Origin of the sequence: Acinetobacter nectaris CIP 110549 (assembly GCF_000488215.1) — a bacterium.
GTDB lineage: Bacteria > Pseudomonadota > Gammaproteobacteria > Pseudomonadales > Moraxellaceae > Acinetobacter > Acinetobacter nectaris.
The window spans coordinates 1,185,550-1,210,349 of record NZ_KI530712.1 but is presented as its reverse complement, the minus strand read 5'-3'; the positions used below and the strand labels follow the sequence as shown (position 1 = coordinate 1,210,349).

The 24,800-nt window shown below is 35.6% G+C and carries 23 protein-coding genes; 13 read left to right on the top strand and 10 right to left on the bottom strand.

The window, feature by feature from the left end; all coding sequences use genetic code 11:
- Positions 1 to 119: 119 nt before the first annotated feature.
- From tig to clpX, 3 genes are all read left to right on the top strand, one after another.
- Positions 120 to 1,457 (top strand): trigger factor, encoded by a 1,338-nt coding sequence (gene tig, locus P256_RS05945; protein ID WP_023272787.1) that lies wholly within the window; start codon positions 120 to 122, stop codon positions 1,455 to 1,457.
- A gap of 194 nt (positions 1,458 to 1,651) precedes the next feature.
- Complete coding sequence (gene clpP / locus P256_RS05940; RefSeq protein WP_023272786.1) at positions 1,652 to 2,257, top strand: ATP-dependent Clp endopeptidase proteolytic subunit ClpP; 606 nt, start codon at positions 1,652 to 1,654, stop codon at positions 2,255 to 2,257.
- 26 nt (positions 2,258 to 2,283) lie between these two features.
- On the top strand, positions 2,284 to 3,594 hold the full coding sequence (gene clpX / locus P256_RS05935; RefSeq protein ID WP_023272785.1) for an ATP-dependent protease ATP-binding subunit ClpX: 1,311 nt from the start codon (positions 2,284 to 2,286) through the stop codon (positions 3,592 to 3,594).
- Between the two features lie 47 nt (positions 3,595 to 3,641).
- On the opposite strand, the gene P256_RS05930 is transcribed toward clpX, so the two are convergent.
- The 5 genes from P256_RS05930 to P256_RS05910 all read right to left on the bottom strand — a co-directional run bounded on the left by P256_RS05930 (position 3,642) and on the right by P256_RS05910 (position 7,715).
- Positions 3,642 to 4,172 (bottom strand): DUF2059 domain-containing protein, encoded by a 531-nt coding sequence (locus tag P256_RS05930; RefSeq protein ID WP_023272784.1) that lies wholly within the window; start codon positions 4,170 to 4,172, stop codon positions 3,642 to 3,644.
- A gap of 82 nt (positions 4,173 to 4,254) precedes the next feature.
- Positions 4,255 to 4,668 (bottom strand): DUF2059 domain-containing protein, encoded by a 414-nt coding sequence (locus tag P256_RS05925; protein WP_023272783.1) that lies wholly within the window; start codon positions 4,666 to 4,668, stop codon positions 4,255 to 4,257.
- Positions 4,669 to 4,791: 123 nt separating this feature from the next.
- Positions 4,792 to 5,337, bottom strand: a complete 546-nt coding sequence (locus P256_RS05920; protein WP_023272782.1) for a DUF2059 domain-containing protein — start codon at positions 5,335 to 5,337, stop codon at positions 4,792 to 4,794.
- A 169-nt stretch (positions 5,338 to 5,506) separates the two neighbouring features.
- On the bottom strand, positions 5,507 to 6,040 hold the full coding sequence (locus tag P256_RS05915; protein ID WP_023272781.1) for a DUF2059 domain-containing protein: 534 nt from the start codon (positions 6,038 to 6,040) through the stop codon (positions 5,507 to 5,509).
- 151 nt (positions 6,041 to 6,191) lie between these two features.
- The gene (locus P256_RS05910; RefSeq protein WP_023272780.1) at positions 6,192 to 7,715 is read right to left on the bottom strand and encodes a fumarate hydratase; all 1,524 of its coding nucleotides are present in this window, start codon (positions 7,713 to 7,715) and stop codon (positions 6,192 to 6,194) included.
- 200 nt (positions 7,716 to 7,915) lie between these two features.
- Between P256_RS05910 and P256_RS05905 the strand changes: the two genes are divergently transcribed.
- Positions 7,916 to 8,278, top strand: coding sequence for a hypothetical protein (locus tag P256_RS05905; RefSeq protein WP_023272779.1), 363 nt, complete (start codon positions 7,916 to 7,918; stop codon positions 8,276 to 8,278).
- Positions 8,279 to 8,323: 45 nt separating this feature from the next.
- On the opposite strand, the gene P256_RS05900 is transcribed toward P256_RS05905, so the two are convergent.
- A complete protein-coding gene (locus P256_RS05900; RefSeq protein WP_023272778.1) occupies positions 8,324 to 9,589 on the bottom strand; it encodes a glutamate-5-semialdehyde dehydrogenase in 1,266 nt (421 codons plus the stop codon).
- 98 nt (positions 9,590 to 9,687) lie between these two features.
- Positions 9,688 to 10,596: an SAM-dependent methyltransferase gene (locus tag P256_RS05895; protein WP_023272777.1), complete on the bottom strand. Its 909-nt coding sequence runs from the start codon at positions 10,594 to 10,596 to the stop codon at positions 9,688 to 9,690.
- A 222-nt stretch (positions 10,597 to 10,818) separates the two neighbouring features.
- Here P256_RS05895 and P256_RS05890 point away from each other — a divergent pair, with 222 nt between their 5' ends.
- From P256_RS05890 to P256_RS12980, 3 genes are all read left to right on the top strand, one after another.
- On the top strand, positions 10,819 to 11,607 hold the full coding sequence (locus P256_RS05890) for a hypothetical protein (protein ID WP_040331667.1): 789 nt from the start codon (positions 10,819 to 10,821) through the stop codon (positions 11,605 to 11,607).
- Positions 11,608 to 11,726: 119 nt separating this feature from the next.
- Entirely contained in the window at positions 11,727 to 11,966 is a 240-nt protein-coding gene (locus P256_RS05885) for a hypothetical protein (RefSeq protein WP_023272775.1), read from the top strand.
- Between the two features lie 234 nt (positions 11,967 to 12,200).
- Positions 12,201 to 12,575, top strand: a complete 375-nt coding sequence (locus P256_RS12980) for a hypothetical protein (RefSeq protein WP_051353550.1) — start codon at positions 12,201 to 12,203, stop codon at positions 12,573 to 12,575.
- A gap of 754 nt (positions 12,576 to 13,329) precedes the next feature.
- Here P256_RS12980 and nagZ read toward each other — a convergent pair.
- Entirely contained in the window at positions 13,330 to 14,355 is a 1,026-nt protein-coding gene (gene nagZ, locus P256_RS05875; RefSeq protein WP_023272773.1) for a beta-N-acetylhexosaminidase, read from the bottom strand.
- 190 nt (positions 14,356 to 14,545) lie between these two features.
- Between nagZ and P256_RS05870 the strand changes: the two genes are divergently transcribed.
- The 6 genes from P256_RS05870 to P256_RS05845 all read left to right on the top strand — a co-directional run bounded on the left by P256_RS05870 (position 14,546) and on the right by P256_RS05845 (position 23,570).
- Positions 14,546 to 16,732, top strand: coding sequence for a carboxy terminal-processing peptidase (locus tag P256_RS05870; RefSeq protein ID WP_023272772.1), 2,187 nt, complete (start codon positions 14,546 to 14,548; stop codon positions 16,730 to 16,732).
- Positions 16,733 to 16,974: 242 nt separating this feature from the next.
- Complete coding sequence (locus tag P256_RS05865; RefSeq protein WP_023272771.1) at positions 16,975 to 19,065, top strand: bifunctional diguanylate cyclase/phosphodiesterase; 2,091 nt, start codon at positions 16,975 to 16,977, stop codon at positions 19,063 to 19,065.
- Positions 19,066 to 19,250: 185 nt separating this feature from the next.
- Positions 19,251 to 20,840, top strand: a complete 1,590-nt coding sequence (locus tag P256_RS05860) for a peptide chain release factor 3 (protein ID WP_023272770.1) — start codon at positions 19,251 to 19,253, stop codon at positions 20,838 to 20,840.
- A gap of 228 nt (positions 20,841 to 21,068) precedes the next feature.
- Positions 21,069 to 21,893 carry an RsiV family protein gene (locus P256_RS05855; RefSeq protein WP_051353548.1) on the top strand — a complete coding sequence of 275 codons (825 nt, stop codon included), beginning with the start codon at positions 21,069 to 21,071 and terminating at the stop codon, positions 21,891 to 21,893.
- Between the two features lie 17 nt (positions 21,894 to 21,910).
- Entirely contained in the window at positions 21,911 to 22,738 is an 828-nt protein-coding gene (locus P256_RS05850; RefSeq protein WP_023272768.1) for a TatD family hydrolase, read from the top strand.
- A gap of 67 nt (positions 22,739 to 22,805) precedes the next feature.
- Complete coding sequence (locus P256_RS05845) at positions 22,806 to 23,570, top strand: tRNA threonylcarbamoyladenosine dehydratase (RefSeq protein WP_023272767.1); 765 nt, start codon at positions 22,806 to 22,808, stop codon at positions 23,568 to 23,570.
- An 11-nt stretch (positions 23,571 to 23,581) separates the two neighbouring features.
- Here P256_RS05845 and P256_RS05840 read toward each other — a convergent pair whose 3' ends face one another.
- Both P256_RS05840 and pnuC read right to left on the bottom strand, forming a co-directional pair.
- Positions 23,582 to 24,040, bottom strand: coding sequence for an HIT family protein (locus P256_RS05840; protein ID WP_040331664.1), 459 nt, complete (start codon positions 24,038 to 24,040; stop codon positions 23,582 to 23,584).
- 59 nt (positions 24,041 to 24,099) lie between these two features.
- On the bottom strand, positions 24,100 to 24,774 hold the full coding sequence (gene pnuC, locus P256_RS05835; protein ID WP_023272765.1) for a nicotinamide riboside transporter PnuC: 675 nt from the start codon (positions 24,772 to 24,774) through the stop codon (positions 24,100 to 24,102).
- Positions 24,775 to 24,800 lie beyond the last annotated feature (26 nt).

Genomic DNA, 24,800 nt, shown 5'->3' with positions numbered 1-24,800 from the left:
AAAGTGTGCTACTAAATACAAAAAATGAGCAAAACTTTGTATATCTTGTTGCTATAGAATATAATGTGGCACTTTTTAAAAATTGTTACTACTAACCAGTTAAGTAAATAGAGGAAGCCATGCAAGTAACGACTGAAGCGGTTTCGGGTGTTGCCCGTCGTTTAAACGTATCTGTACCGACGACTCGTATTAACGAGCAATTTGAAGCTCGTCTGAAGCGCACTGCCAAAACTGCGAAAATCAACGGCTTCCGTCCGGGTAAAGTTCCGATGAATGTTGTACGCCGTGAATATGGTGCAAGTGTTTATCAAGAAGTTGTCAATGACGTTATCCGTGACACTGTATTTGAAGCAATCCAACAAGAAAAAATTAATGCTGTTGGTATGCCAAATATCGAAAAAGTTGAGAACAAAGAAGATGCTTTAGTATACGAAGCAACTGTGGAAGTATATCCAGAAGTTGAAGTTAAAGCATTTGATGGCTTAGAAGTTGAACGTAAAACATCTGAAATTAATGATAAAGATGTAGATCAAATGATCGAGAACTTACGTAAGCAACGTCAAACTTGGGCTAATACCAAAGGTATGGCTAAAAAAGACATGCAAGTAACTTTCGATTTTGAAGGTTCAATTGACGGTGAAAAGTTTGAAGGCGGCGCTGCACAAGACTACACACTTGTGTTAGGTTCTGGTCAAATGATTCCTGGTTTTGAAGATGGCATTATTGGTATGAAAAATGGGGAAGAAAAAGTAATTGATGTTACTTTCCCAGAAGATTACCAAGCTGAAAACCTTGCAGGTAAGCAAGCGCAATTCAAAATTAATGTGAAAAAAGTTGAAAAGCCTAAGCTTCCAGAAATTGATGCTGAATTCTTAGAAACTTTTGGTTTAACTGAAGAAGATGGCGTAGAAAAATTAAAAGCTGATGTTCGCAAAAATATGGAACGTGAAGTGAAAAATGGTCTACGTAACCAAATTAAAGCAGCAACTTTTGATGCACTTGTTGCAGCAAATGAAGTTGAATTACCATCTGCTATGGTTGCTCAAGAAATTGACCGTCAACGTCAGCAAATGATTCAACAGTTTACACAACAGTTTGGTGCTGAAGGTGCAAAAGCATTTGATTCAAGCATGCTTCCAGATGACTTATTCAAAGAACAAGCTGAACGTTCTGTGAAATTAGGTGTACTTGTAAGCACAGTACTTGCTGATGCTAAACTAGAAGTAGATCCTGCACGTGTTGATGCATATATTGCAGATATGGCTTCTTCTTATGAAGATCCAACGGAAGTGATTGAATACTTCAAAAATGACAAGCAACAACGTTCACAAATTGAAGCTGTTATTTTAGAAGATCAAGTCGTTGATCATATCTTAGCTACTGCAAAAGTAACTGAAACATCAGTTTCTTATGAAGAGTTATTAAAAGAGCAACAAGCTCGTCAACAACAAGGTTAAGTTCTTGTATTGATAAAAAGGCGCTCAATTGCGCCTTTTTTTATGTTGCTGTTCGTTTGTTAATTTTGTATAAAATAAACTTTAACTTTTAAAAATATTCAAAATTAAAACAAGGAATATTTTTGCAATTTTAGCAAATATCCCTCATATTGTTATCGTAAGTAAGTAACAAAAATTTTAGGAATAAATAACTCATGTATGTTCCAAATATAGAAAATGCGCTTGTTCCGATGGTTGTTGAACAATCTTCTCGTGGAGAACGTTCTTTTGATATTTTCTCTCGTTTGTTACGTGAACGTGTAATTTTCTTAACGGGTGAAGTTGAAGATAACATGGCGAATTTGATTGTCGCACAGATGTTATTTTTAGAAGCTGAAAACCCAGATAAAGACATACACCTTTATATTAATTCTCCTGGTGGTTCAGTAACAGCAGGTATGGCAATTTACGATACAATGCAGTTTATTAAACCAGATGTATCTACAATTTGCATGGGACAAGCAGCATCTATGGGTGCTTTCTTATTAAATGCTGGTGCAAAAGGTAAGCGTTATTGCTTGGAAAATGCACGTGTTATGATCCATCAGCCATTAGGTGGCTTCCGTGGGCAAGCATCTGATATTGAAATTCATGCGCGCGAAATTCTATTTATTAAAGAACGTTTGAACCGTTTAATGGCAGAGCATAGTGGGCAAGACTATGAAACTCTTGCGCGTGATACAGATCGTGATAACTTCATGACTGCTCAAGCAGCACAAGAGTATGGTCTTGTAGATGCTGTATTAAATAAACGCCCATAAGTTAAGAATTAGTTATTGGAGTAAGTATGTCCGACAATCCTCAAGGACAAAAACATTGTTCATTTTGCGGAAAAACACAAGCTGAAGTGGGTAAGCTAATCGCAGGTGAGGACGCATACATTTGTAATGAATGTGTGGACGTATGCCTAGATTTAGTTCAAACCAGTCAACAAGTTGATTCAGGAGAATGGGCAAATAAGCCACTTCCAAAGCCACATGAAATTCGTGCGGCACTTGATCAATATGTAATTGGGCAAGACACTGCGAAGAAAACACTATCAGTTGCAGTATATAACCATTATAAGCGTTTAAAAGCATCTGAAGTAGAATATCAAAATGATGATGTAGAAATCGCAAAAAGTAATATTTTATTGGTTGGCCCAACGGGCTCAGGTAAAACATTACTTGCACAAACACTTGCTCGTTTACTAGATGTACCATTTGCAATGGCAGATGCAACAACGCTTACAGAAGCAGGTTATGTAGGTGAAGATGTTGAAAACATTGTTCAAAAGCTTTTGCAAAAATCAGACTACGATGTAGAAAAGGCTCAAAAAGGCATTATTTACATTGATGAGATTGATAAGATTACGCGTAAAGCTGAAAATCCATCTATTACACGTGATGTATCTGGTGAAGGTGTACAACAAGCACTTTTAAAAATGATTGAAGGGACTGTTGCATCTATTCCACCACAAGGTGGGCGTAAGCATCCGCAACAAGAGCTTATTCAAGTAGATACCTCAAATATATTGTTTATTTGTGGTGGTGCGTTTGCTGGGTTAGAGAAGATTGTACAACAACGTCAAGAAAAGGGCGGTATTGGCTTTAACGCGGAAGTGAAGAAAAAGGATGATACGAAACTGGTATCTGAACTCTTTAGTCAAGTTGAAGCAACTGATCTTGTTAAATTTGGTTTAATTCCTGAATTTATTGGTCGTTTACCTGTTTTAGCAACGCTTGAAGAGCTTGATGAAGAAGCACTTATGCAAATTCTTACAGAGCCAAAGAATGCTTTAACACGCCAGTATCAACACTTGTTCGATATGGAAGATGTTGACTTAATTTTTGAAACATCTGCTTTACGTGCTGTTGCTAAGAAAGCTTTAGATCGCAATACAGGTGCACGTGGGTTACGTTCTATTTTAGAAAATGTGTTACTTGAAACCATGTATGATTTACCAAGCCGTACCGATGTAGGCACAGTTGTGGTAAATGATGATGTGGTAAGTAAAGGAGCTCAACCTGAGTTTAAAAAAGAGCGCCAGCCTAAAAAAGATGTAGAACATGTAGTAGAAAAATCTGAACTTAAAGTTGTTGACTCAAAGTCAGCATAGGCGAGTTTAGGTGTTTTAAAAAGCGTGCTTTTATAGCACGCTTTTTATTATCTACGAGGTAGCTCTGCCAAAATCGTTTGCGTATCTTGTGCAATTTTTTGCTGAAACCCTGGGCTTTTTGCAACGGTAGATATAGCCATTGCAATTTGTTGCTCTACGGCTGTGTTTAATTGGTTTTGTTTGCTCATAATAGAGCGTCCTTCAGGTGACTTTAGGAATTTAACATATGCCTGAATTTCTTGGTCTGTATAGTAAGTTGCATAAACACCTTGAATACTTTGCATAATGTTCATGCGTTGTAAATATGCTTGAGAGTTGGCTAACATACTTTGTGTAATTCTTTCTACAGCCTGCTGATCTCTTGCAGTAAAGCTTGTATGCCCTGTATGTTGCTGTACAAGCTGAATGGCTTGTTGTTTATACATGGGTAGAATACTGTCGAAGGTATGGTTTAATGTGCCTTGAACATTGGTGAGGCTTAAAAGCTCTTCTGTAGGTGAGGCTGCTTGTATTGATGTTGTATTTATAGCAGCAAATAAAAAGGCTACTGAAGCAGATGTAAGATATCTTTTAATCATCTGTTATCCTTAGAAAGTTAGTATTTAAGATGAAATGAATATTTTTATTATAAATAACATTTAAGTAAAGAGCGATAAAACATTATTGATCAATACCAAGAACATTAAAAAGTCCTTTACTAATATTACTATTATTCATCATATTTTTGATGACAACTTTATATGTCTGCTGGCTAAGCTGCGGCATTTTTTCAGATAAACTTCTTCCTTCAGGCGTTTGATAGAATCGATCTAATGCTTGAATTTCCTCTTCTGATAAATTGTTTTTATAAAGTGTTTTTAATTGAGGTTCAACACTATTCCAAAAAGATTCTTTATCTAGACCAAGAAGTTTTAGCTCTTGTGGCTTAACCATTGCTTGCGTATTTTGTTTTATTTGTAAGGTATTAAATAGTTGGTCTATAGATGCTTGTGAGGCAGGAGTTGCTTGACTAAGCTGGCAGAGAAAAATTCCACCTAGTAATAAAACAATTTGATGAATACTTTTAAGTTGCATAATAAAAAGCTCTGTAGAGTATTTTATCTAATGTAGTTTAATTACAAAACATGACTGCAAAATTTTGATGTAGTTCCGTAAGTTATTAGTAAATACTCCCCATTGGGAGGGGAGTATGCATATTTATTTTTTCTGATTCTCAGCTTTTGGTAGACTGTTGATGATAGATTTAATCTCATTATCTGAAGATTTTAATTGTGTTTGTAGTCCTGTATTATTTTGAAGTGTATCTGAGAAAGTTTTCATAACATCTTGTATTAAAAGAGGTGATTTTTTATTAATTGATTGTCCTTCAGGGCTAGATAAAAACTTAATATAAACTTGCAGTTCTTCTTCAGTGTAATATTTACGAAATGCATTTTCTGTAAGTTGGGTGATATTGATAGTTTGCATCATGTTGCTTAGACTTTGACTCATAATTTTTGAGATTTTATCTACAGCTTCTATGTCTTGGGCTGTTAATTCAGTATGCCCCGTTCTTCTTTTTACTCTCTGTGTTGCTTGTTCATGAAAGGTTGCATTTGTTACATCCATTGTTTTGGTAAGTATTTCACTAACATGAGAAAGTTCAATGGCTTGTTTAATAGATGCTTCTTGTGGTGCAGAGGCAAAAACTGAAGTACTGAGTGAAAATGTAAAAAGGCTAATGGTAAGAATTTTTTTTAGCATGGTTTTTCCATTTAAATTTTATTAAAATAAAAGTATATAATTAAAACTTGTCAAAATTATTATCTATTTAATTAATTTAAAAATTTATATTTTTTATTCATACTTAAGAATATAAAAAGGCATATTACTTTTGATATGCCTTTTTATTTAAAAATTTTAAATATTAATATTATTTTGGAAGTGTTGCTAAAATTTGGCCGACTTCAGTATTTGTTTTTTGACTAATACTGTTCTGTACATTAATAGCTTGAGTATATTTAGCGACTTCCTGATTAAATACTACAGAAAACATAGGTATTTTTTGAACAATAGATGCACCTTCAGGAGTTTCTAAGAATTTTTGGTATGCTTTTAGTTCTTCTTCTGAATAATTTTTTAGGTAGATATCTGTTCCAATTTTTTTGATATCTAATGATTTCGATATAGTAGTTGTATTCTTATTATAGACTTGAATAATTCTTTCTATCGCTTGATTATCTTGAGCAGTCAGTGTTTGGTGTCCTGTATGCTGCTTCACTAAAGTGACAGCTTGATTTAAATACATAGATTGTAAATCTTTAAGATTATTATTAAAGTCAGATTCTAAATGAGTTAAATCAACAATTTTTTGTGCTGTTGTAACTTGTGCAGGGCTTGCAAAAGCGATTGAAATCATTTGTGATGCAAGAATACCAAGAGCGAGTGGTTTAATAAATTTCATCATTTTGAGTGCCTTTTCATTATATTGAACTATTTTATAAATATGTTTTTATTTAAAATACTATGATTTGCTATATGAAATCAATTTAGTGTACTAGAATTAAGTAGACATCATGTAACTTACACGATGTCTATTCGTATAGCTTATGAATTTATCAAGACATTGCATCAATCACAGGGATTTTGCCAATTTTTTCTTGCCAAATTTTAGGTGCGATTGCATGTATAGATGTACCATTTACATCTACAGCAACAGAAACTGGCATATCTTCGACAACAAATTTGTAAATTGCCTCCATACCTAAATCTTCAAAAGCAACAACTTCAGCTTGACGGATAGCTTTGGATACAAGATAAGCCGCACCACCAACTGCCATAAGATATGTACTTTGGTTATCTCTTATTGCATCAATTGCCATTGGACCACGTTCAGCTTTTCCAATCATGCCGAATAGTTGAGTATTCTCTAATACTTTACGTGTGAATTTATCCATACGTGTTGCAGTCGTTGGACCAGCAGGACCAACAACTTCATTACCTACAGGGTCGACAGGACCAACGTAATAGATAAATTTTCCTTTTAAGTCGACAGGTAAAGGCTGATTTTGATCAATCATTTCAACAAGGCGCTTGTGTGCTGCATCACGCCCTGTATACATTGTGCCATTTAGAAGTAAAGTATCGCCGGGCTGCCAAGTATTCATTTCTTCTTGGGTGATGGTATCTAAATTTACACGTTTTGCTTTAGAGGTAGACCATGTAATTTCAGGATAATCATCAAGTTTTGGTGCTTGAATATGGGCAGGGCCTGAACCATCGAGTTGAAAGTGTGCATGGCGTGTTGCTGCACAGTTTGGAATCATACCCACAGGTTTTCCTGCTGCATGGCAAGGATAGTCTTTAATTTTAATATCTAAGACAGTAGTTAAACCGCCTAAGCCTTGAGCACCAATGCCAAGCGCATTTACTTTTTCAAAGATCTCGATTCTAAGTTCTTCAATTTTACTGTTTGGCCCACGTTTCAGTAGTTCATGCATATTAATTTCTTCCATGAGTGCTTCTTTTGCAAGCATCATGGCTTTTTCAGCAGTACCACCAATACCAATACCTAGCATACCCGGTGGACACCATCCTGCACCCATTGTTGGTACAGTTTTGAGCACCCAGTCTACGATTGAATCGGATGGGTTAAGCATTGCAAGCTTAGATTTGTTTTCAGAGCCGCCACCTTTTGCTGCAACAGTAATATCAACCTTGTTGCCTGGTACTAACTTGTAATGAATGACCGCAGGTGTATTGTCTTTTGTATTTTTACGACCAAAGGCAGGGTCTGCTAATACAGAAGCGCGTAAAATGTTTGAGTTTTCTAAGTAGCCTTGGCGGACGCCTTCATTAATTACATCATCTAAGCTAAGTTGAAGGTCAAATTTCACATCTAACCCAACTTCAAGAAAGACGTTAACAATGCCTGTATCTTGGCAGATTGGACGGTGTCCTTCTGCACACATGCGAGAGTTAATCAAAATTTGTGCAATGGCATCTTTTGCTGCCTGATTTTCTTCATAGTCATATGCACGACTCATTGCTTGAATGAAGTCTTGTGGGTGATAGTAAGAAATAAATTGCAGTGCATCCTTGACTGAAGTGATCAAGTCTTCTTGCTTGATAATCGTGGTCATATTCAATTCTCTATAAGCGGGCTGTTAGCTAGCGAGAGTAAGTATAAGGTAAAAATCTACCCTTGTGGTTGTTAGGGAGAGATTCATTAAGGTTTGAAAAATAGAAACTTGTTAAAATTTATATAAGAATTCATTAAATTTTATTATTTGTAATATAGTATCGTTGATGTAAATAGATGAAAATTTAGTAAGTAATTATTATGTTTAATTTAGATAAAGAGCGTATTGCTTTTGAAGACTACATTATTAAAAAGCATCCACATCGTTCAGCAAAGATTTTAACTCAGAAGCAAGAAGATGATGACAATGTTTATAGAATTGCATCTATTGAAGAATGCTGGCATACATGGCAGGCTTGTGCATTATTGAAACAAGATAGTATGGATAAGGTCGAAAAAATTGAGAATCCAGAGTTGGTTTATGCACCTAAGATTCCAACAGACCAAATGATTTCATATTGCCAAACTGAAAAAGCAAAAACAGGTAAGTCTAAGTCATATATTTTTGATGATATTTATGCATATAAATTGATGATTGAATCAATTACAGACAAGACATCTTAATAGGTGATATTGAGGTTCACTATAGAACCTCAATATACGCTTTCATTATTCGCGAATTTCGCCGTGACCCAAAATAATCCACTTTTGTGAGGTTAGCCCTTCGAGTCCAACAGGCCCACGTGCATGAATTTTATCGGTTGAAATACCAATTTCTGCACCTAGACCATACTCAAAACCGTCAGCAAAGCGCGTCGAGGCATTGATGACTACTGAGCTTGAGTCCACACGTGCTAGAAACTGTTGAGCCAAGCTAAAGTTTTCGGTAATAATTGCATCTGTATGGTGTGAACCATAATGGTTGATATGTTGAATTGCTTCATTCATATCTTTAACCACTTTAACTGCTAAAATTGGACCAAGATACTCGGTATGCCAGTCATCTTCAGTGGCTGCTTTGACAGCATCACCTAGAATAGCTTGTGTCTGTTCACAGCCACGCAGTTCAACTTCTTTTTCTAAATAAAGCTTGGCAACTTCTGGTAAGAAAGTTGTTGCAATTGCTTGATCAACCAAAAGGGTTTCCATTGCATTACAAACACCATATCGATGTGTTTTTGCATTGAGCGCAATAGGTAGAGCCTTGGTCATATCTGCTTGTGCTTCAACATAAACATGGCAGTTGCCATCTAGATGCTTAATCACAGGAATTCTAGCTTCATTGGTAATACGTTGAATGAGACCTTTCCCACCACGAGGAATAATCACATCGACATATTCTGTGAGTGTAATTAGCTCACCAACTGCTGCACGATCTGATGTTTCAATGACCTGAACTGCTTCATGAGGAAGCTCTGTGGTCTTAAGCGCATTTTGTATGACTTGAGCAAGTGCTTTATTTGACTCTAATGCCTCTGAACCACCACGTAGGATAATCGCATTACCAGATTTGAGTGCCAAGGAAGCAGCTTCAAGCGTTACGTTTGGGCGTGATTCGTAAATCATTCCAACAACGCCAAGAGGTACACGCATTTTACCAAGTTGGATACCAGACGGTCGGTAAGCAAGGTCAGTAATTTCACCAATCGGGTCGGTAAGGCCAATCACATCTTTTAGACCTTGTAGCATACCTTCGAAGCGTTTTGGTGTGAGTTCAAGACGATCTAAAAGCGCTGCATCTAGCGAGTTTTGTTGACCTTTTTCCATGTCAATTTTATTGGCTGCAAGAATTTGGGACTGATGGGCAACCAATGCATCGTGAATCGCTTGTAAGGCATTGTTTTTAGTTTTTGTTGAAGCAAAAGCAAGCACTTGTGCAGCTGCACGGGCTTGCTTTCCGAGTTGTTGCATATACTGTTCAATAGATTGTTGCATGACTAAAATTAAATCAAGAATCTTATTTAAATAGTAGCAGTCTATTGAAATAAAGCAAATTTAATTCATTGAATGTACTCGTAAAAGAGATATTAAGCCTATTTCTTTGCAATAACTGTTGGGAATAAATAAGCATCATCATAAATGAGCTCTATCTCTTTAAAACCAACGGCTTCTAGTTGTTTTGTGGTGAGTTCAACAGAGCGATACGAACTCCATTTTGCTTGTAAAATATCTATAAAAATAACTTTTTGTAACTGGAGTGATGCGAGGTCAATCTTTTCCATTTTCCATGGGGATGTTGGTGATAACGTTGGAGGAGGTGTGAGGAAACTTGTAATCAGTGTGCCACCTGTTTTTAACGCATTATAGAATTTTTGGTAGAGTTGAATCACACGATCATTATCATGCTCATAGATGTTTAAGCCATTACTGGTAATAACATCAATCTCTTCTTGTAGTTGAATATTCCATGCATCTTCATGGATAAGTTGTAAGTTATCTGCTATGCCTTTTTCTTCTGCAAGTGTTAAAGCGCCCTTTAGAGCATTGTTATCTAGGTCTATGCCAATGAGTTGGGTATCTTTTAATTTTTCACGATTTAATAAAAGTAGTTCGGACATATATCCTGATGGAATAGATGCAAATACAGTATTTTTTTCTAATAATGGTTCTAGAGCTTGTTGAAAGATATGAAATCTTTGGCGTGTTGCAAGCGTTGCAGGAAGTTTTTCAAATAAGCATTTTTCTAAAGTATTTTTTAAATCTTTTGTGGGGTGATTTACATCCCATGTGACCACTTCATGTGTCCAGTGACCATTTAGACCTTCATGCTGAATGAGGAATTGACCTAATTCAAATTCATTTAAATCATTGAGTTGCTGAATAAGATTTGAAGCCGTTTCACGATCAAAATCTTTTTCAATTCTTGCTTTTAACGTAGCAATACGTTCTTCATTGATATACGGAGTGTTTTCATCAAGATGAGAAATAATATGTTTTGTCATATGATCTGTGTTTATAAAGCATAAAATATAATTTTATATTTTATGCCAGTTCAAAAACATAGCAGAAAAGTTCATATACTATTTATTGTAACTTTATATTGGCTAGTTGAGTTGTAGCGCTAATTTTTTAACTTTAAAAGTGAAATATGTAATAGCTCAAATCTTATTTAGGGAAATATAGTGTCTAAATTAAAAAAGATCTCACTTTTGTGTTTGTCACTCATGACTATAGCATGTCATCAAAAAGAGCCTACAAAAGATAGCCCACAAGAGGATAAAGATCCATATGGTCAGCTATACTATATAGGTAACCTTGATAGCATCAAAATGAAACTTGGTAGTGAAATTAAGTATATTGATTACGAAATTTGTCCAGTGTGGACATTTGATGAAGTAGATCCAAAGTGTAAGCCGAAACCTAAACGTACTTATGACTCTCGGTTTTTGAGGTTTTATTTTACGCTATATTACCCAACAGATACTTTACTGCTAGATTCTTATCGTTATAAATCAATGAATACTTCCAAACTACAGTATGAAGCAGAAAAAAATGATGCAAATAATCAGTGGGTTGATGTTTCAGTGGAGTTCAATAAGCACGTTCAAGCAGGGTATTTAAAAGAAATTCTACGCAACCAAACAATAGAAACTCGTCTTTCAGATAAAGATCATTTAGAGAAAGTCAATTATATCAACACTTATGAAAAAACCACAGAATATGTATATGGGTTACAAAAATATAAGCCCCATCCTAGATGGATAGAAAGTTATGGTTATAAAGATACAACAGATATATATGTTGGCTACAACAGTAACGGAGATGTGAGTACACTCATCACTTGTGCCGATCGGTCACAGTATCCAAAAGCACGTTATTGCGATCAGCAGTTTATTTTATCTGAAGATACGCATGTCAATATTGATGCCAAATATCAATCGGTGCATTTAAAAGATTGGCAAATTATTCAAAGCAAAGTACTCAAGCAAATTAATCATTTAAAAGTTTTATAGGGGAACAATATGTCACGTCAAACACTTACAACTGGGTTTTTAAATTTTTACTTTAGCCTAAATCGCTAGATTTCATTACATAAAACTATTTAATAATCAGTATATTTGGAGTTTTATTCATGGAATTATCTTTGATATCAAAAATTGGGTTGTTTTTAGTGGCAGGAGGTTTTCTTTTTTGGTTACAACTGGGGAATCTAGGATTCTCAAAGTTGAATAAAAAAAGGCTTTTGAAAGCACAACAGAGAAATGATAAAGGAGAAGTTTTATACCATGAAATTGAAGTTTTTTTTAATACATATTCTCCTTATGCATGTGCTATAGGGTTGTTATTGTTTTTTGTCGGTTTGTTTTTTTAGATAACACTGGTTAAGTTGTAACTTGTTTTAAACTATTTTGATTTTTTTTTAATACTTATAAAGATAAGGTAATGTTTCAGAGACTATTTTTGTATCCATTAAGATTCATTTTTTTTAGCTCCACTTTGATATTTATCACATTAATTGCGAGTTGCTTATGGAAGGGCATCCAAAGATGCTAGTCCGAGTTTAGAAGAAAAGCCTTATGAGTGTGGTCTGTTTCGTGATCAGACAATGCGTATCGATCGTCGATACTTGTTTTTTGCTAGGGTTGAGTATCAATGTATAGATTATTGGGGGCAAAACGTTACTAAGAAACATGCATCTAAAGGCTGTAATGATCCAATAAGTAGTGCCACTGTTATGACAACTTGGCCTAGTATGAGTCCGATAGGGCATTCTAGTTATTTCGAAAAACCTGATGATCTTAATATTTCATTGGAGCAATGGATACTAAGTGGCCCTAATAGGAATAATATAAAAAGAAGATTTGAAAATAATGATATGACAGATGAACTCGAATTTGAAATGCAGAAAAGTATTATAGGTTCTGGTGAAAAAATGTCTGAGAAAGAGTTTGAACAGAAACGACATTTTAATAAAAAATAGGATTGTATCAGGTAGATGTTGTTGAGCCAGAGGGAAACCAAAAGAAAGTCTATTGGCAGGAGACAGCAAATAAGAAAGTTACTCTAGTCATTAGTTGTTTATATTTCAAGATAGGTACTACAAATTGCAATCTAAAAGTTAACTATTTACCAATAGGTTGGAGTATGACCTCATTAAAGCTTACTTTTCAAGCTGGGCTATTACCCCATTGGCAAGAGTTAGTACAAGATTCAGAAAAATTGATTCAATCTTTTATTGTTAAGGAAAAATGAAAAAAGAGCCAAATATTCACTGAATAGTCATTAAAATATAATCGAAAAATTCAATGTTCTTTCGGTAGGTGCACGTATAATTTGATTGAGTTTTACTTTTCTAGGTTGATAGAATTCAAAAGAATAGTATTGCGTAGTGATAAATTAGATATAATTCTTTTTTCAATGATTTATCTATGTGTAAGTGTGATTAACTCTCAACACACCCTCATATTTATAAAGATAAGTGATGTTTCAGAGACTGCTTTTGCATCCATTTATTTTTAGTTTTGCAAGTTAAGTAAAATTAAAATAGCTTTCTATTTTTTACTTTCTACTTTAAAAAACTAACTTGTTTGACAGAGATCGCATTTAGAATATTATGTCAAAGCAAGTTTGTCATTTGTACTATAAACGCTTTGACTAAAGTAAGATTTTGGTTGAGATAGAGCCACTATTTTCTAGGTATAGCGTATAGTCACTCTATCTTTTATATCAAAGAACTAGACTTTCTCTTGAACAAAGTTCTCCACTTTATTTTTGATTTCTTGCCATTGTTCACCAAGTTGTAGTGTATCTGCTATTTCAATATCTGTTGGAATTTTACCGCGCATACGCTCTAATCGTGTTTGATCAGGCAAGTCACTTTCTTGTATTGCAGAAAGCGCAAGTAATGCAGCTTGGCGATCATTACATACAAGTCCTATATCGCAACCTGCGCTTAAAGCAGCTTGAATACGTGCATCTGCACCACCTGCAATACATGCTGCTTGCATAGATAAATCATCAGAAAAAATAACACCATCAAAGTTGAGGTGCTTACGCAAAATTTCTTGTAACCAATAGCTAGAGAATCCTGCAGGATTTCGGTCTACAAGTGGATAAATGACATGAGCAGGCATAATTGCATTGAGTTCAGGCATAAGGTCACTAAAAACTTGCATATCATTGTCAGATATTTCATCAAAGCTGCGATGGTCAATTGCAGCACTAACGTGCGAGTCTGCTTTTACCGAACCGTGACCGGGAAAGTGTTTTCCTGTTGTTGCCATACCTGCATTATGCATACCACTCATAAAAGCTTTGGCTAAAGGTGGAATATCTTCAAGCTGTGTTGAAAAGCTACGATCACCAATAACATCACTAATATTATTTAAGTCAAGCACTGGTGCAAAGCTAAAGTCTATGCCGACAGCAAGCGCCTCTGTTGCCATGAGCCATCCACAGTTTTCTGCTAGCTCAAGTGCAAGAGGAGCATCTGTTGTATACAGTTCTCCCAATTTTCCTGCGGCAGGCAAGCGTGTGAAGCCCACTTTGAGCCGTTGTACGCGTCCACCTTCTTGGTCGACTGCAATCAGAATGTTAGGTCTAATTTCTCGCATATGGTCGGTAAGTTGACGTACTTGCTTTGGAGACTCGATGTTTCTAGAAAATAAAATGACGCCACCCACTTGAGGGTTTGTTAAAATTTCAATATCTTCTTGTGTTAGAGATGTACCTTCTATGTCGAACATGAGTGCGCCAATCATAATAATACTTTCCGTTTATTGTATAGATTTAAAAATTGAGTAAATTTTGCAATGATTTGCTACATTCTGCCAATACAGAATATGATAAAACTACACAATATAGAAGGTATAGTGTATTTAACATTTTCATACTTCATATATTTATAAGTGTGTGAACATTGGCTAAAAACCAAGGAAATATAATTCGTTTATGAAACTTCAAATAATCGCTTGTGCCGTTGCTTTAGCAACTGGTGGTTTGTTTTTTAATAACACCATTTCTAATGCGGTTGCAGCGAATACCGCAGAAGTAACACGCCAAAGTATAGAACCAACGCAAGCACAAAAACTTGTTACACGACAGTTAGCAACGCTTATTGATCGTCAACACTACTTAAATATGCGCTTAGATGCACCCACTTCGCAGCGTGTTTTAGATATGTATTTAGACAGCCTTGACCCTGACCATACTTTATTTTTAGCATCAGATATTGATCGTTATAAGCAGCAGTATGGTGCAACACTTGGCGCTGCTTTAAAAGCAGGTGATTTGACGGCAGCATATGATATTCATGCACAATATCGTCAGCATTTGGTTGATTTCTATAACTACATGTTAGATGAACTAAAGAAACCACAAAATTTAGAGCAAAAAGGGGTTTATTTAGATATTGATCGTGAAAAAGCAGCATATTTCAAAACAGATGCTGAACGCCGTGATTATTGGCATAAAATTCTTGTATCACAACTCATTAATTTAACGATTACAAAACAAGAAGATGATGCAAAACAAAAAGTACTGAAAGCTGATCCTTCTTTAGCAAATGGGCAAGATTTAACGAGCAGTGAAGATGTAACACCTGCACAGACGCTAAAGAAACGTTATACACGTAAGCTAGAAAGAATTAGTCGCTTGAAAAGTGATGATGTTTTAGAAAAAATTCTAAATGCAATGACGTTAACCTATGACCCGCATAGTAATTATTTCCCACCAATTGATGCGATGGAGTTGAATCGTCAAACCACTTTACAGCTTGAAGGGATTGGTGTTTCTATTCGACCTGAACGTAGAAATGAAGATTATACAAAGGTTGAAACCATTGTAGAGGGTGGGCCTGCGAGTAAATCAGGACAAATTCATCCCGGCGATCGTATTATTGGCGTTGCTCAAGACGGCAAGAAAATGGAAGATGTCGTTGGTTGGTCAAGTCAGGAAATTGTTGGTTTAATTCGTGGGAAAAGAGGAACGAAGGTTACCATTCGCGTATGGGGTGCAAGCGTTCCGATGAGCCAAGCTCGCAATGTAACATTAACACGAGATATTATTAAAGAAGAAGATGAAGGTGTTCGTACACGTACTGTCGATTTATCACGAGATGGTAAAGAGCATAAGTTTGGTGTACTTGAAATTCCATCATTTTACTTAAACTATAGAGCACGTCGTGATGGTGCAGACTATCGTTCAGTTGCCCAAGATACGGCAAAAGCACTTGAGTCCTTAAAGAGTCAAAATGTAGAAGGGATTATTATCGATTTACGAAATAACCCCGGTGGCTCTTTAGAAGAAGTTGCCAGAATGATTGCCCAAGTCATAAAAACAGGACCTGTCGTTCAAATTCGTGATGGCAATGGCAATGTTAATGTCTTTGAAGATAATGATGGTGGTAAGCAGATTTATTCTGGTCCACTTGCGGTACTTGTAAACTTAGCTTCTGCTTCTGCGAGTGAAATTTACTCTGCGGCAATCCAAGATTATGGACGTGGGGTTATTATCGGTAGTACAACGCTAGGTAAGGGAACAGCTCAGGTGCAGCTAGATAACTTAGCGTATGGTCAAGCGACACTGACTCAGCGTAAGTTCTACCGCATTACTGGTGGAAGTACGCAGAATAAAGGTGTTGTGCCCGACATTAAGCTTGTAGATATTTACAATGAAGAGTTTGGAGAGCGTAAAGCAAAAAATGCCTTGAAATGGGATACGATTCCAACAGCAGCATTTAAGCGAGAAGGTGATTGGCAACAATACATGCCACAACTTGATAAACTTTCGGCAGTGCGTGTAGCAAGTGATCCACAATTTAATTACTTACAAACACGCAGTCAAATTACGAAAAAAGAAGATGATACAAAGCGTTTAGAGTTAGATATTAATAGCCGCCGTGCTGAAATTGATCGTATGGAGCAAAAAACACTAGATGCTGAGAATCAACGTCGTAAGTTAACTGATTTGAAACCATATGCGAATTGGGAAACATATCAGGCTTCTTTAGATGCTTTGGCTGAAGCACGTGCAAAAATGAAGGTAGGACAAAGACCACCTTTACCTGAAGAACAAGCATTTGTAACAGAGGCTGCAAATGTTTTATTAGATTATGCGAAGCTACAGCAGCATAAATAAAAAGTTCTGAAAGACTTGAAGAGGTTTGCAATAGAAATTGTAGACCTCTTCATTTAATTTTTTTATTGTTATATATTGATCACAATAATTGCGTATAATAAGTATAATATACTTGATATTGATTGTAATTTTAGCCAAATATGGCGGTTTTTAGTTTTTGATTTTTCTGCGGAAAAACATTTTTATTTTTTATATTTCTATTTGAAATATAAGTGAAATTAATTAATTTTTTGGGTTGTAATATGTTTGCATTAGGGTATGACTTTTGGTTAGTCATTGGCTCAGTTCTTGTGACTTTGATTACTTGCTATGCAACATTTGCAACGGAAAGAATCTTATTTAAGCATTTTTATAATAAAAAAGATGAGAAGTTAGTGGTATTAACCACTGGTATTTTACTTAGCGCATCCATTTGGTGTATGCACTTTATTGCTATATTTGCATGTCAGTATCCTGACAAATTTCATTTTGATGTGAAGCTTGTAATTGCATCATATCTCATTGCTTTACTGGCTTCAATATTCTCAATTTGGTTAACCACTCGACCTAAAATGTCTTTTCCTAAACTTGTACTTGGTGCTTTTGTGCTTGGTGCAGGTATTATAGGTATGCATTATACTGGTCAGTTTTCCATCCATGTTGAAGGATATATATTTGATTATGATGAAAAAATAGTATTGGCCTCTATGGTTTGGGCTGTGCTTGGATCTGGATGTACATTGTGGATTGCATATAAAGTTAAAACCGAAAAACATCATGTTTTATTTTTAAGGTGTGCTGCAACGGTTTTACTGACAAGTACTATTATTGGACTGCATTATCTAGGAATGGCAGCATCTAATTTATATAAAGTGCCCGGTATTATTTATAGTGAATTACCAGACCAAGATAATACGATTGTGGTTGGTCTTATTTTTATTGTATTTGCTGTATTTGTTATGGTGTTGTTCATTTGCCTACTAGAGGGAAGCTTAGAAAAAAGAAACAACCAATTGCATCAAGCCAATAAAAAGCTAAAACATTTTATATTTCATGATCATTTGACACAATTACCAAACCGTTCTTATTTGGTCGATTATGCAAAAATAACACTTTCTGAGCATCGCTTACATCGGCAGAAATTGGCTGTATTATTTATTGATTTAGACCGTTTTAAATCAATTAATGATGCATTTGGTAATTATATTGGTGATGAGCTTCTTATACAGTTTGCTAATAAAATGAGTCAGTTTGCATCGCATAATAAAAAAGTATTTAGAATTAGTGGTGATGAGTTTCTATTTGTCGCTGAACATACAAATTTGGAGCAAGCAGAGCTTTTAGCACAAAGTATTTTAGAAAATGTCCAAGACGGTTTTAGCATTTCAGGACATACGATTAATATTACATTGAGTATCGGCATTGCTATTTTCCCTGACTCTGGCGAAAACCTACAAAATCTGATGATGCATGCAGATATTGCAAAACTTGTTGCAAAAGAACAGGGCAGAAACACCTATAGTGTATTTGACTATCAAACGGAAGAATATGCTGAAAGACATCAATCTAAGTTAATGAATGATTTATTTTCCGCGATTGGTCATGAACAGTTTATTTTATTGTATCAGCCAAAATTTGATCAGAATAAAAATATATGTGGCGTTGAAGCACTTATTCGTTGGCAACATCCAACATTAGGGTTACTGACGCCAAATAAATTTATTCCATTAGCAGAAAAGACAGGCTTTATTATTCCCATAGGTTATTGGGTGCTTGATCAGGCTTGTAAGCAAATTAGTTTATGGGAGAAACAAGGGTTAGATTTGTATCCAATTTCTATTAATTTATCGGCACTGCAAATTGAACATAAGAATTTAATTCAGACATTAGAAGAGAAAATCACTCAATATGAAATTGATCCAAATCATTTAATGATTGAAGTCACTGAAACGACAGCAATGCATCATATCGATTTCAGTATTCATATTTTTAAGAAAATTCGTGAGCTTGGGGTCGGACTTTCTATTGATGATTTTGGGACAGGACATTCTAGTTTCTTATATTTAAAAGACTTACCTGTGAATGAGCTTAAAATTGATCGCGCATTTATTAAAAATTTAGAACCTCACTCTAAAGATGAGGCAATTTTAGATAGTATTATAAAACTAACACAGCATTTAGGATTGTCTATTACTGCGGAAGGTGTTGAAACTGAGGCGCAGTTTGAAATTTTAAAACGACTTGGTTGTTATAGCTTTCAGGGCTTTTTACTTGGAAAGCCTGTTCCTAAAGAAGTGTTAAAAATACAATTTCTTTCAAGTAAAATTGCAGCAAATGCAATGAAAAAACATTAACATAGATTTTAAAATGAAGGAATATCGTCCAATGTAAGTTTTCTATGATGCATACAGTATCAGGTTCAATATAGCGACAGGGTATCGAATCAGATATAATCTTTTTAGTTTTTTTATATGCACTTCACATGTTGAGTTACTTTTTAAAAGTGTACAGATGTGTGTACAGATTGAAGATTATTTAAATGTTTAAAGAGCAGTTAGCTAAAGAAGTAAAAGCACGTAGAACTTTTGCGATTATTTCTCACCCCGATGCGGGTAAAACAACCATGACAGAAAAACTGCTGTTATGGGGTAAGGCCATCCAAGTTGCAGGAATGGTAAAAAGCCGTAAGTCAGATCGTTCTGCAACATCTGACTGGATGGAAATGGAAAAAGAGCGTGGAATCTCTATTACTACCTCCGTGATGCAGTTTCCTTATAAGCAACATACAATTAACTTGCTTGATACACCGGGGCATGAAGACTTTTCGGAAGATACCTACCGTACCCTAACAGCGGTTGACTCTGCACTTATGGTGATTGATGGGGCAAAAGGTGTCGAGGAACGTACGATCAAACTGATGGATGTTTGTCGTATGCGTGATACACCTATTATTTCTTTCGTCAACAAGATGGATCGTGAAATTCGTGAGCCATTAGAGTTGTTAGATGAAATTGAAAATGTCTTGAAAATTCGTTGTGTTCCTATGACATGGCCAATTGGTATGGGACGTGATTTTGCAGGTGTGTATCATCTTGCCGAAAATAAAACTTACTTATATAAAGCAGGTTTTGGCTCGACAATTACCGAGATTGAAGTTCGTGATGGTTATGACTACCCAGATATTCGCGAAAAGATTGGTGATATGGCATTTAAGGCTTTTGAGGAGTCTTTAGAACTTGTGCAAATGGCATCTGATCCATTTGACCAAGAGCTTTTCTTGCAAGGTAAGCAAACACCTGTACTGTTTGGTACAGCACTTGGTAACTTTGCCGTAGACCATGTATTAGATGCATTTGTAAATTGGGCACCAACACCTAAAGATCATCCTACGCAGGAACGTACTGTTTCTTCAACAGAAGAAGGCTTCTCAGGCTTTGTCTTTAAAATTCAAGCCAATATGGATCCTAAGCATCGTGACCGTATTGCTTTCATGCGTATTTGCTCGGGTAAGTATGAGCGTGGTCTAAAAATGAACCATGTGCGTATTGGTAAAGATATACGTATTTCAGATGCTCTAACTTTCTTAGCAGGAGAGCGTGAGCATTTAGAAGAAGCTTGGCCGGGTGATATTATTGGTTTACATAACCACGGTACAATTCAAATTGGTGATACATTTACGAATGGTGAGAATCTGCACTTTACAGGGATTCCTCACTTTGCACCTGAAATGTTCCGCCGTGTTCGTTTGAAAGATCCTTTGAAGTCTAAGCAGTTGCAAAAAGGCTTGAAGGAGCTGTCAGAAGAAGGGGCAACACAAGTATTTATGCCTCAAATTAATAATGATCTGATTGTTGGTGCTGTGGGTGTACTACAATTTGATGTTGTGGCATATCGTTTAAAAGAAGAGTACAAAGTAGATTGTGTTTATGAGCCTGTAAATGTAAATACAGTGCGTTGGATCTATTGCAACGATGAGAAAATGCTTAACGACTTTAAGAAAAAAGCACATGATCAGCTTTCTGTCGATGGTGGTGGGCATTTAACTTATCTGGCACCAAGTCGTGTTAATTTGCAAATTATGCAAGAGCGTTGGCCTGAAGTTGAATTTAGAAATACAAGAGAACACTAATAAATAGCATTAGTGATAAAACAGCTTCTTTATAGGGGCTGTTTTTATTTGTGCTTTATAACGTCTGAGTATTGTTTAGAAATACTTACATAAATTACATACACACTGTTGTATATTATTTTTCTTAACTTTAGCGTGATGAGCTATATTTCGTAGGAAAATACTATGCATTCTTCTAAAATAAAATTATTTTATTTATCCTGCTTCATTTTAGGAAGTACTTTTATTATGGCAGGATGTCAAAAAAATGAATCTCATCATACTGAAGCGCAAGCGGCATCCCAACCAATAACTCAACCAGCTGAAATTACTTTTAATGGTCAGATTACGACTTTTCCTATTTCTTTAAATAACTGTTCAGGTAACAATTGTCCTGAGTTTTCTGTGAAACGTCTCCAAAGTAATTTTAAATTTATCGATCAAACCATTGAACAGGCATCTTTAGATCAGTTAAAGCAGATTTTAGATAGCTCTGATGCAACACCATCGATGAATAAGGCTGTTGCTAGTACAGTACAGCAAAGTCAAGACTCTTATGTGGAACAGGTTCAACAGTATGCTGATGCATTTATGTCACTTGATCAGGAGTTAAAAAAGCTAAGTGCGAATGGAAATATCAGTTTACATATCGAACCAAAAATTATTAAACAAACGCCACAGATGGTCGTTGTACAGTTAAGTACAGACAGCTTTTTAGGTGGAGCACATGGTTCAGCTTCACAGCAATATTTCAACTTTAACTTAAAAACAAAACAACAATTACAACTGAGTGATATTTTAGAGCAGGGCAAAGAAAAAGAACTTGAGAAGCTCGCACATGATCAATTTGAAAAATGGATAAAACGTGAAAACTTAGCAGATAGCATTAGTGATTATGAGGAAGCATGGGCATTTAAACTTTCTAATAATTTTTATTTTAATGATAAAGGGTTAGTACTTCAGTATGGAGAGTACGAAATAGGGCCTTATGTTGTGGGTATGCCAAGTTTTACAATCGGTTATGAGCAGTTGGTTGGCGTGGTTAAACCAAATTATTTACCTAAGAATATGTAATGAATACTCGCTAAAGTATGAAAATAAAATTGTTTGATACACATACACATTTTGATGTTCCCGAATTTGATGTAGACCGTCAAATATTAGCAGAGCAAGCAAAAAAACGCGGTGTGGAAGCACTTATTCTAATCGGTTTTCTGCGTGAGCGCTTTGCAGATTTGGTTGAAACACATAAGTGGCTAAATACTCAGGGTGAGACTGTACCTAAAAGCCATTTAGCGCCCGGGTTACATCCATTTTATATAGAGCAGCATGAAAAACATGACTTATATTTGCTTGAACAATTACTAAATACACATGACTGCGTTGCTATTGGTGAAATTGGTTTAGATACTTTCTTAAAACAGCATAAAGTAACTGCCGTATATGAAAAGCAAAAAGATTATTTCTTACAGCAATTGTTATTGGCAGAACAGTTTGATAAACCTGTGTTGCTACATATTCGAAAGTCCCATGCAGATGTTTTACAGCAGCTTAAGAAAGTCAAATTTAAGCAGGGTGGGATTGCACATGCTTTTAGTGGTGGTGTAGAAGAAGCTAAAGCATTTATCAAACTTGGATTTAAAATTGGAGTAACAGGGCAAGTCACGAATTTAAATGCTAGAAAGTTACATCAGGTGATACAAGCAGTCGGTTATGAAAACTTAGTCATTGAAACAGATTGCCCAGATATGACACCGTTGTGCTGCCAAGTTTCAAATACAATGAGAACAAGAAATACCCCTGAAAATTTATACTATGTTTTAGAAGGGCTTGCCGAAGCTTTAAATATGAACCAAAGGATTTTAGCAGAAAAGCTTTGGGAAAATTCGATGCAAGTATTACGTATAAAAGCATCATAGACAAATGACGAGTTTCTGAAAACACGTTAAAATAGTGATGTCACAAATATAGAAGATATGAAATTGCATGACTGACTTAAGCAAAGATGATGAATACGAGCGCCGTTTTGCAGGTGTAGAAAAGATTTATACAACATCTTCTTTTGAGCAATATGCTCAGAGTCATGTCATGGTGATTGGTATTGGTGGTGTAGGAAGTTGGGCTGTTGAAGCATTGGCACGCACAGGTGTTGGGCAACTCACTGTAATTGATATGGATGTGCTTGCTGCATCGAATATTAACCGTCAATTACCTGCACTCACTTCAACATTAGGACATGAAAAAATTGAAGTGATGGCACAGCGTTGCCGCGAAATTAATCCTCGAATTCAAATCAATTTAGTAGATGACTACTTATCTGATGATAATCTAAAAGAAATAATGGCATCTAAGCCTGATGTTGTTTTAGATTGTATTGATGATGTGAAAGCAAAGTTTGCATTGATGCTACATTGTCGCTTTAATAAAATTCCACTTATTGTTTCAGGTGGTGCAGGTGGGAAATTAGACCCGCTCAAAATTAGAGTGGCAGATTTATCTAAAACAGAGCAAGACCCAATGCTTGCAAAATTACGTAGCCAACTGCGTGCAAAAGGCATTTGTAAAAAACCAAAAGAAAAGTTTGGCATTACATGTGTTTATTCGATTGATAATCCATTTTCTAGCGCAGAAGTTTGTGCCACAGCAGGTTTGCGCTGTGGTGGCTATGGTTCGGCAGTAGTTGTTACTTCAAGTTTTGCGATGGTTGCGGTTGCAGAGGTTTTAAAAAAGTTGGATAAAAAAGCCCAATAGCATTTGGTTGGTTAGTTTTTACGGATGTGGCGCGCTAAATTTGCTAAGTCTATATGGTCAGCTTGCTTATAATCATGCGATGAAATATAGCCTTCATACTGTTCAAAATAGTGATCTACAGAAGATTTAATGCATTGCCAGTTTTCTTGTGCTTGAGCAGTGCCATGCATTGGGAATAATTTGGCATGAACATGGTCTACACCGAAGCCTTCAAATACCATTGCTGTTCTGCCAACATCCTCAAAGTAGTGGTCGAGTTTCTTGGCAACTTGTTTTGTGAATTTGATCAGATCACATAAAACGGAGTCATCTAAGTCAAATGCATAGCTATTAAAGTGTTGTTTTGGAATAACTACGGTTGTACCACGTGTATTGGGATATAAAGATAAAAAGGCAAGAAATTTTTCATCTTCTGCAACAATGTGATGTTCTATTTCTTTATTGACCATTTTGCAGAAGATACAGTTCATGATTTTATTCAATCAAAACATTTAATTCGGATAAATAAAATAAATGTTTTACGTTAAATTTAAATGACTTCTTTAGTGCTTAACGCACTTTTATGCCAGTGATACCAGCCATAGAGTGCATTAAATAAAGAGGCACAGGTCATCATTACCATGGCATAGTTGCCTGCGTTTATCCAAATAATAATGCCTAGGATGTTGGAACTAATCCATAAAAACCATTGTTCAGAATAGCGCATCGTCATGAGTATTTGGGCAATAATACAGATGACGACTGTAAATGAGTCTAAATGAACTTGCTGTGCATTGAGATATGAGAGAAATTCTGCATATGCAAAAGAGCAGGTAAGTACCACAGTCAGCATAACTATCCAGCCTTTTACAGAAAGATTTTTTACCTGAATATCTGTTTGTTTTTCTGACTGCTTGTTTTTATGTTTTAGCCAAAAGAATAAGCCAATAAATTGCATTGGTAAGTAGAAAAGCCCACTGAGCATGGCTTCACCAAAAATTTTATTGTTATATGAAATATAAGCGTAAAGTGCAGTGGCAATGATACCAAAGAAGAAGTTTTCCATTCTTCCTTTTGCAACAAGAACAACGCAAAGCATATTGGTGAGGGCACAAATAAGGTCAACTGCTGTTTGTTGCCACCAAAAAAATAAAATAAGCTGAATAATGGTAAATACAATCAGCCAAGTTTTTTCAAATGTTGTCCAGCCTTGAAAGAGGTTCACATACGTTCTCTAAATTTTTCTTTAAA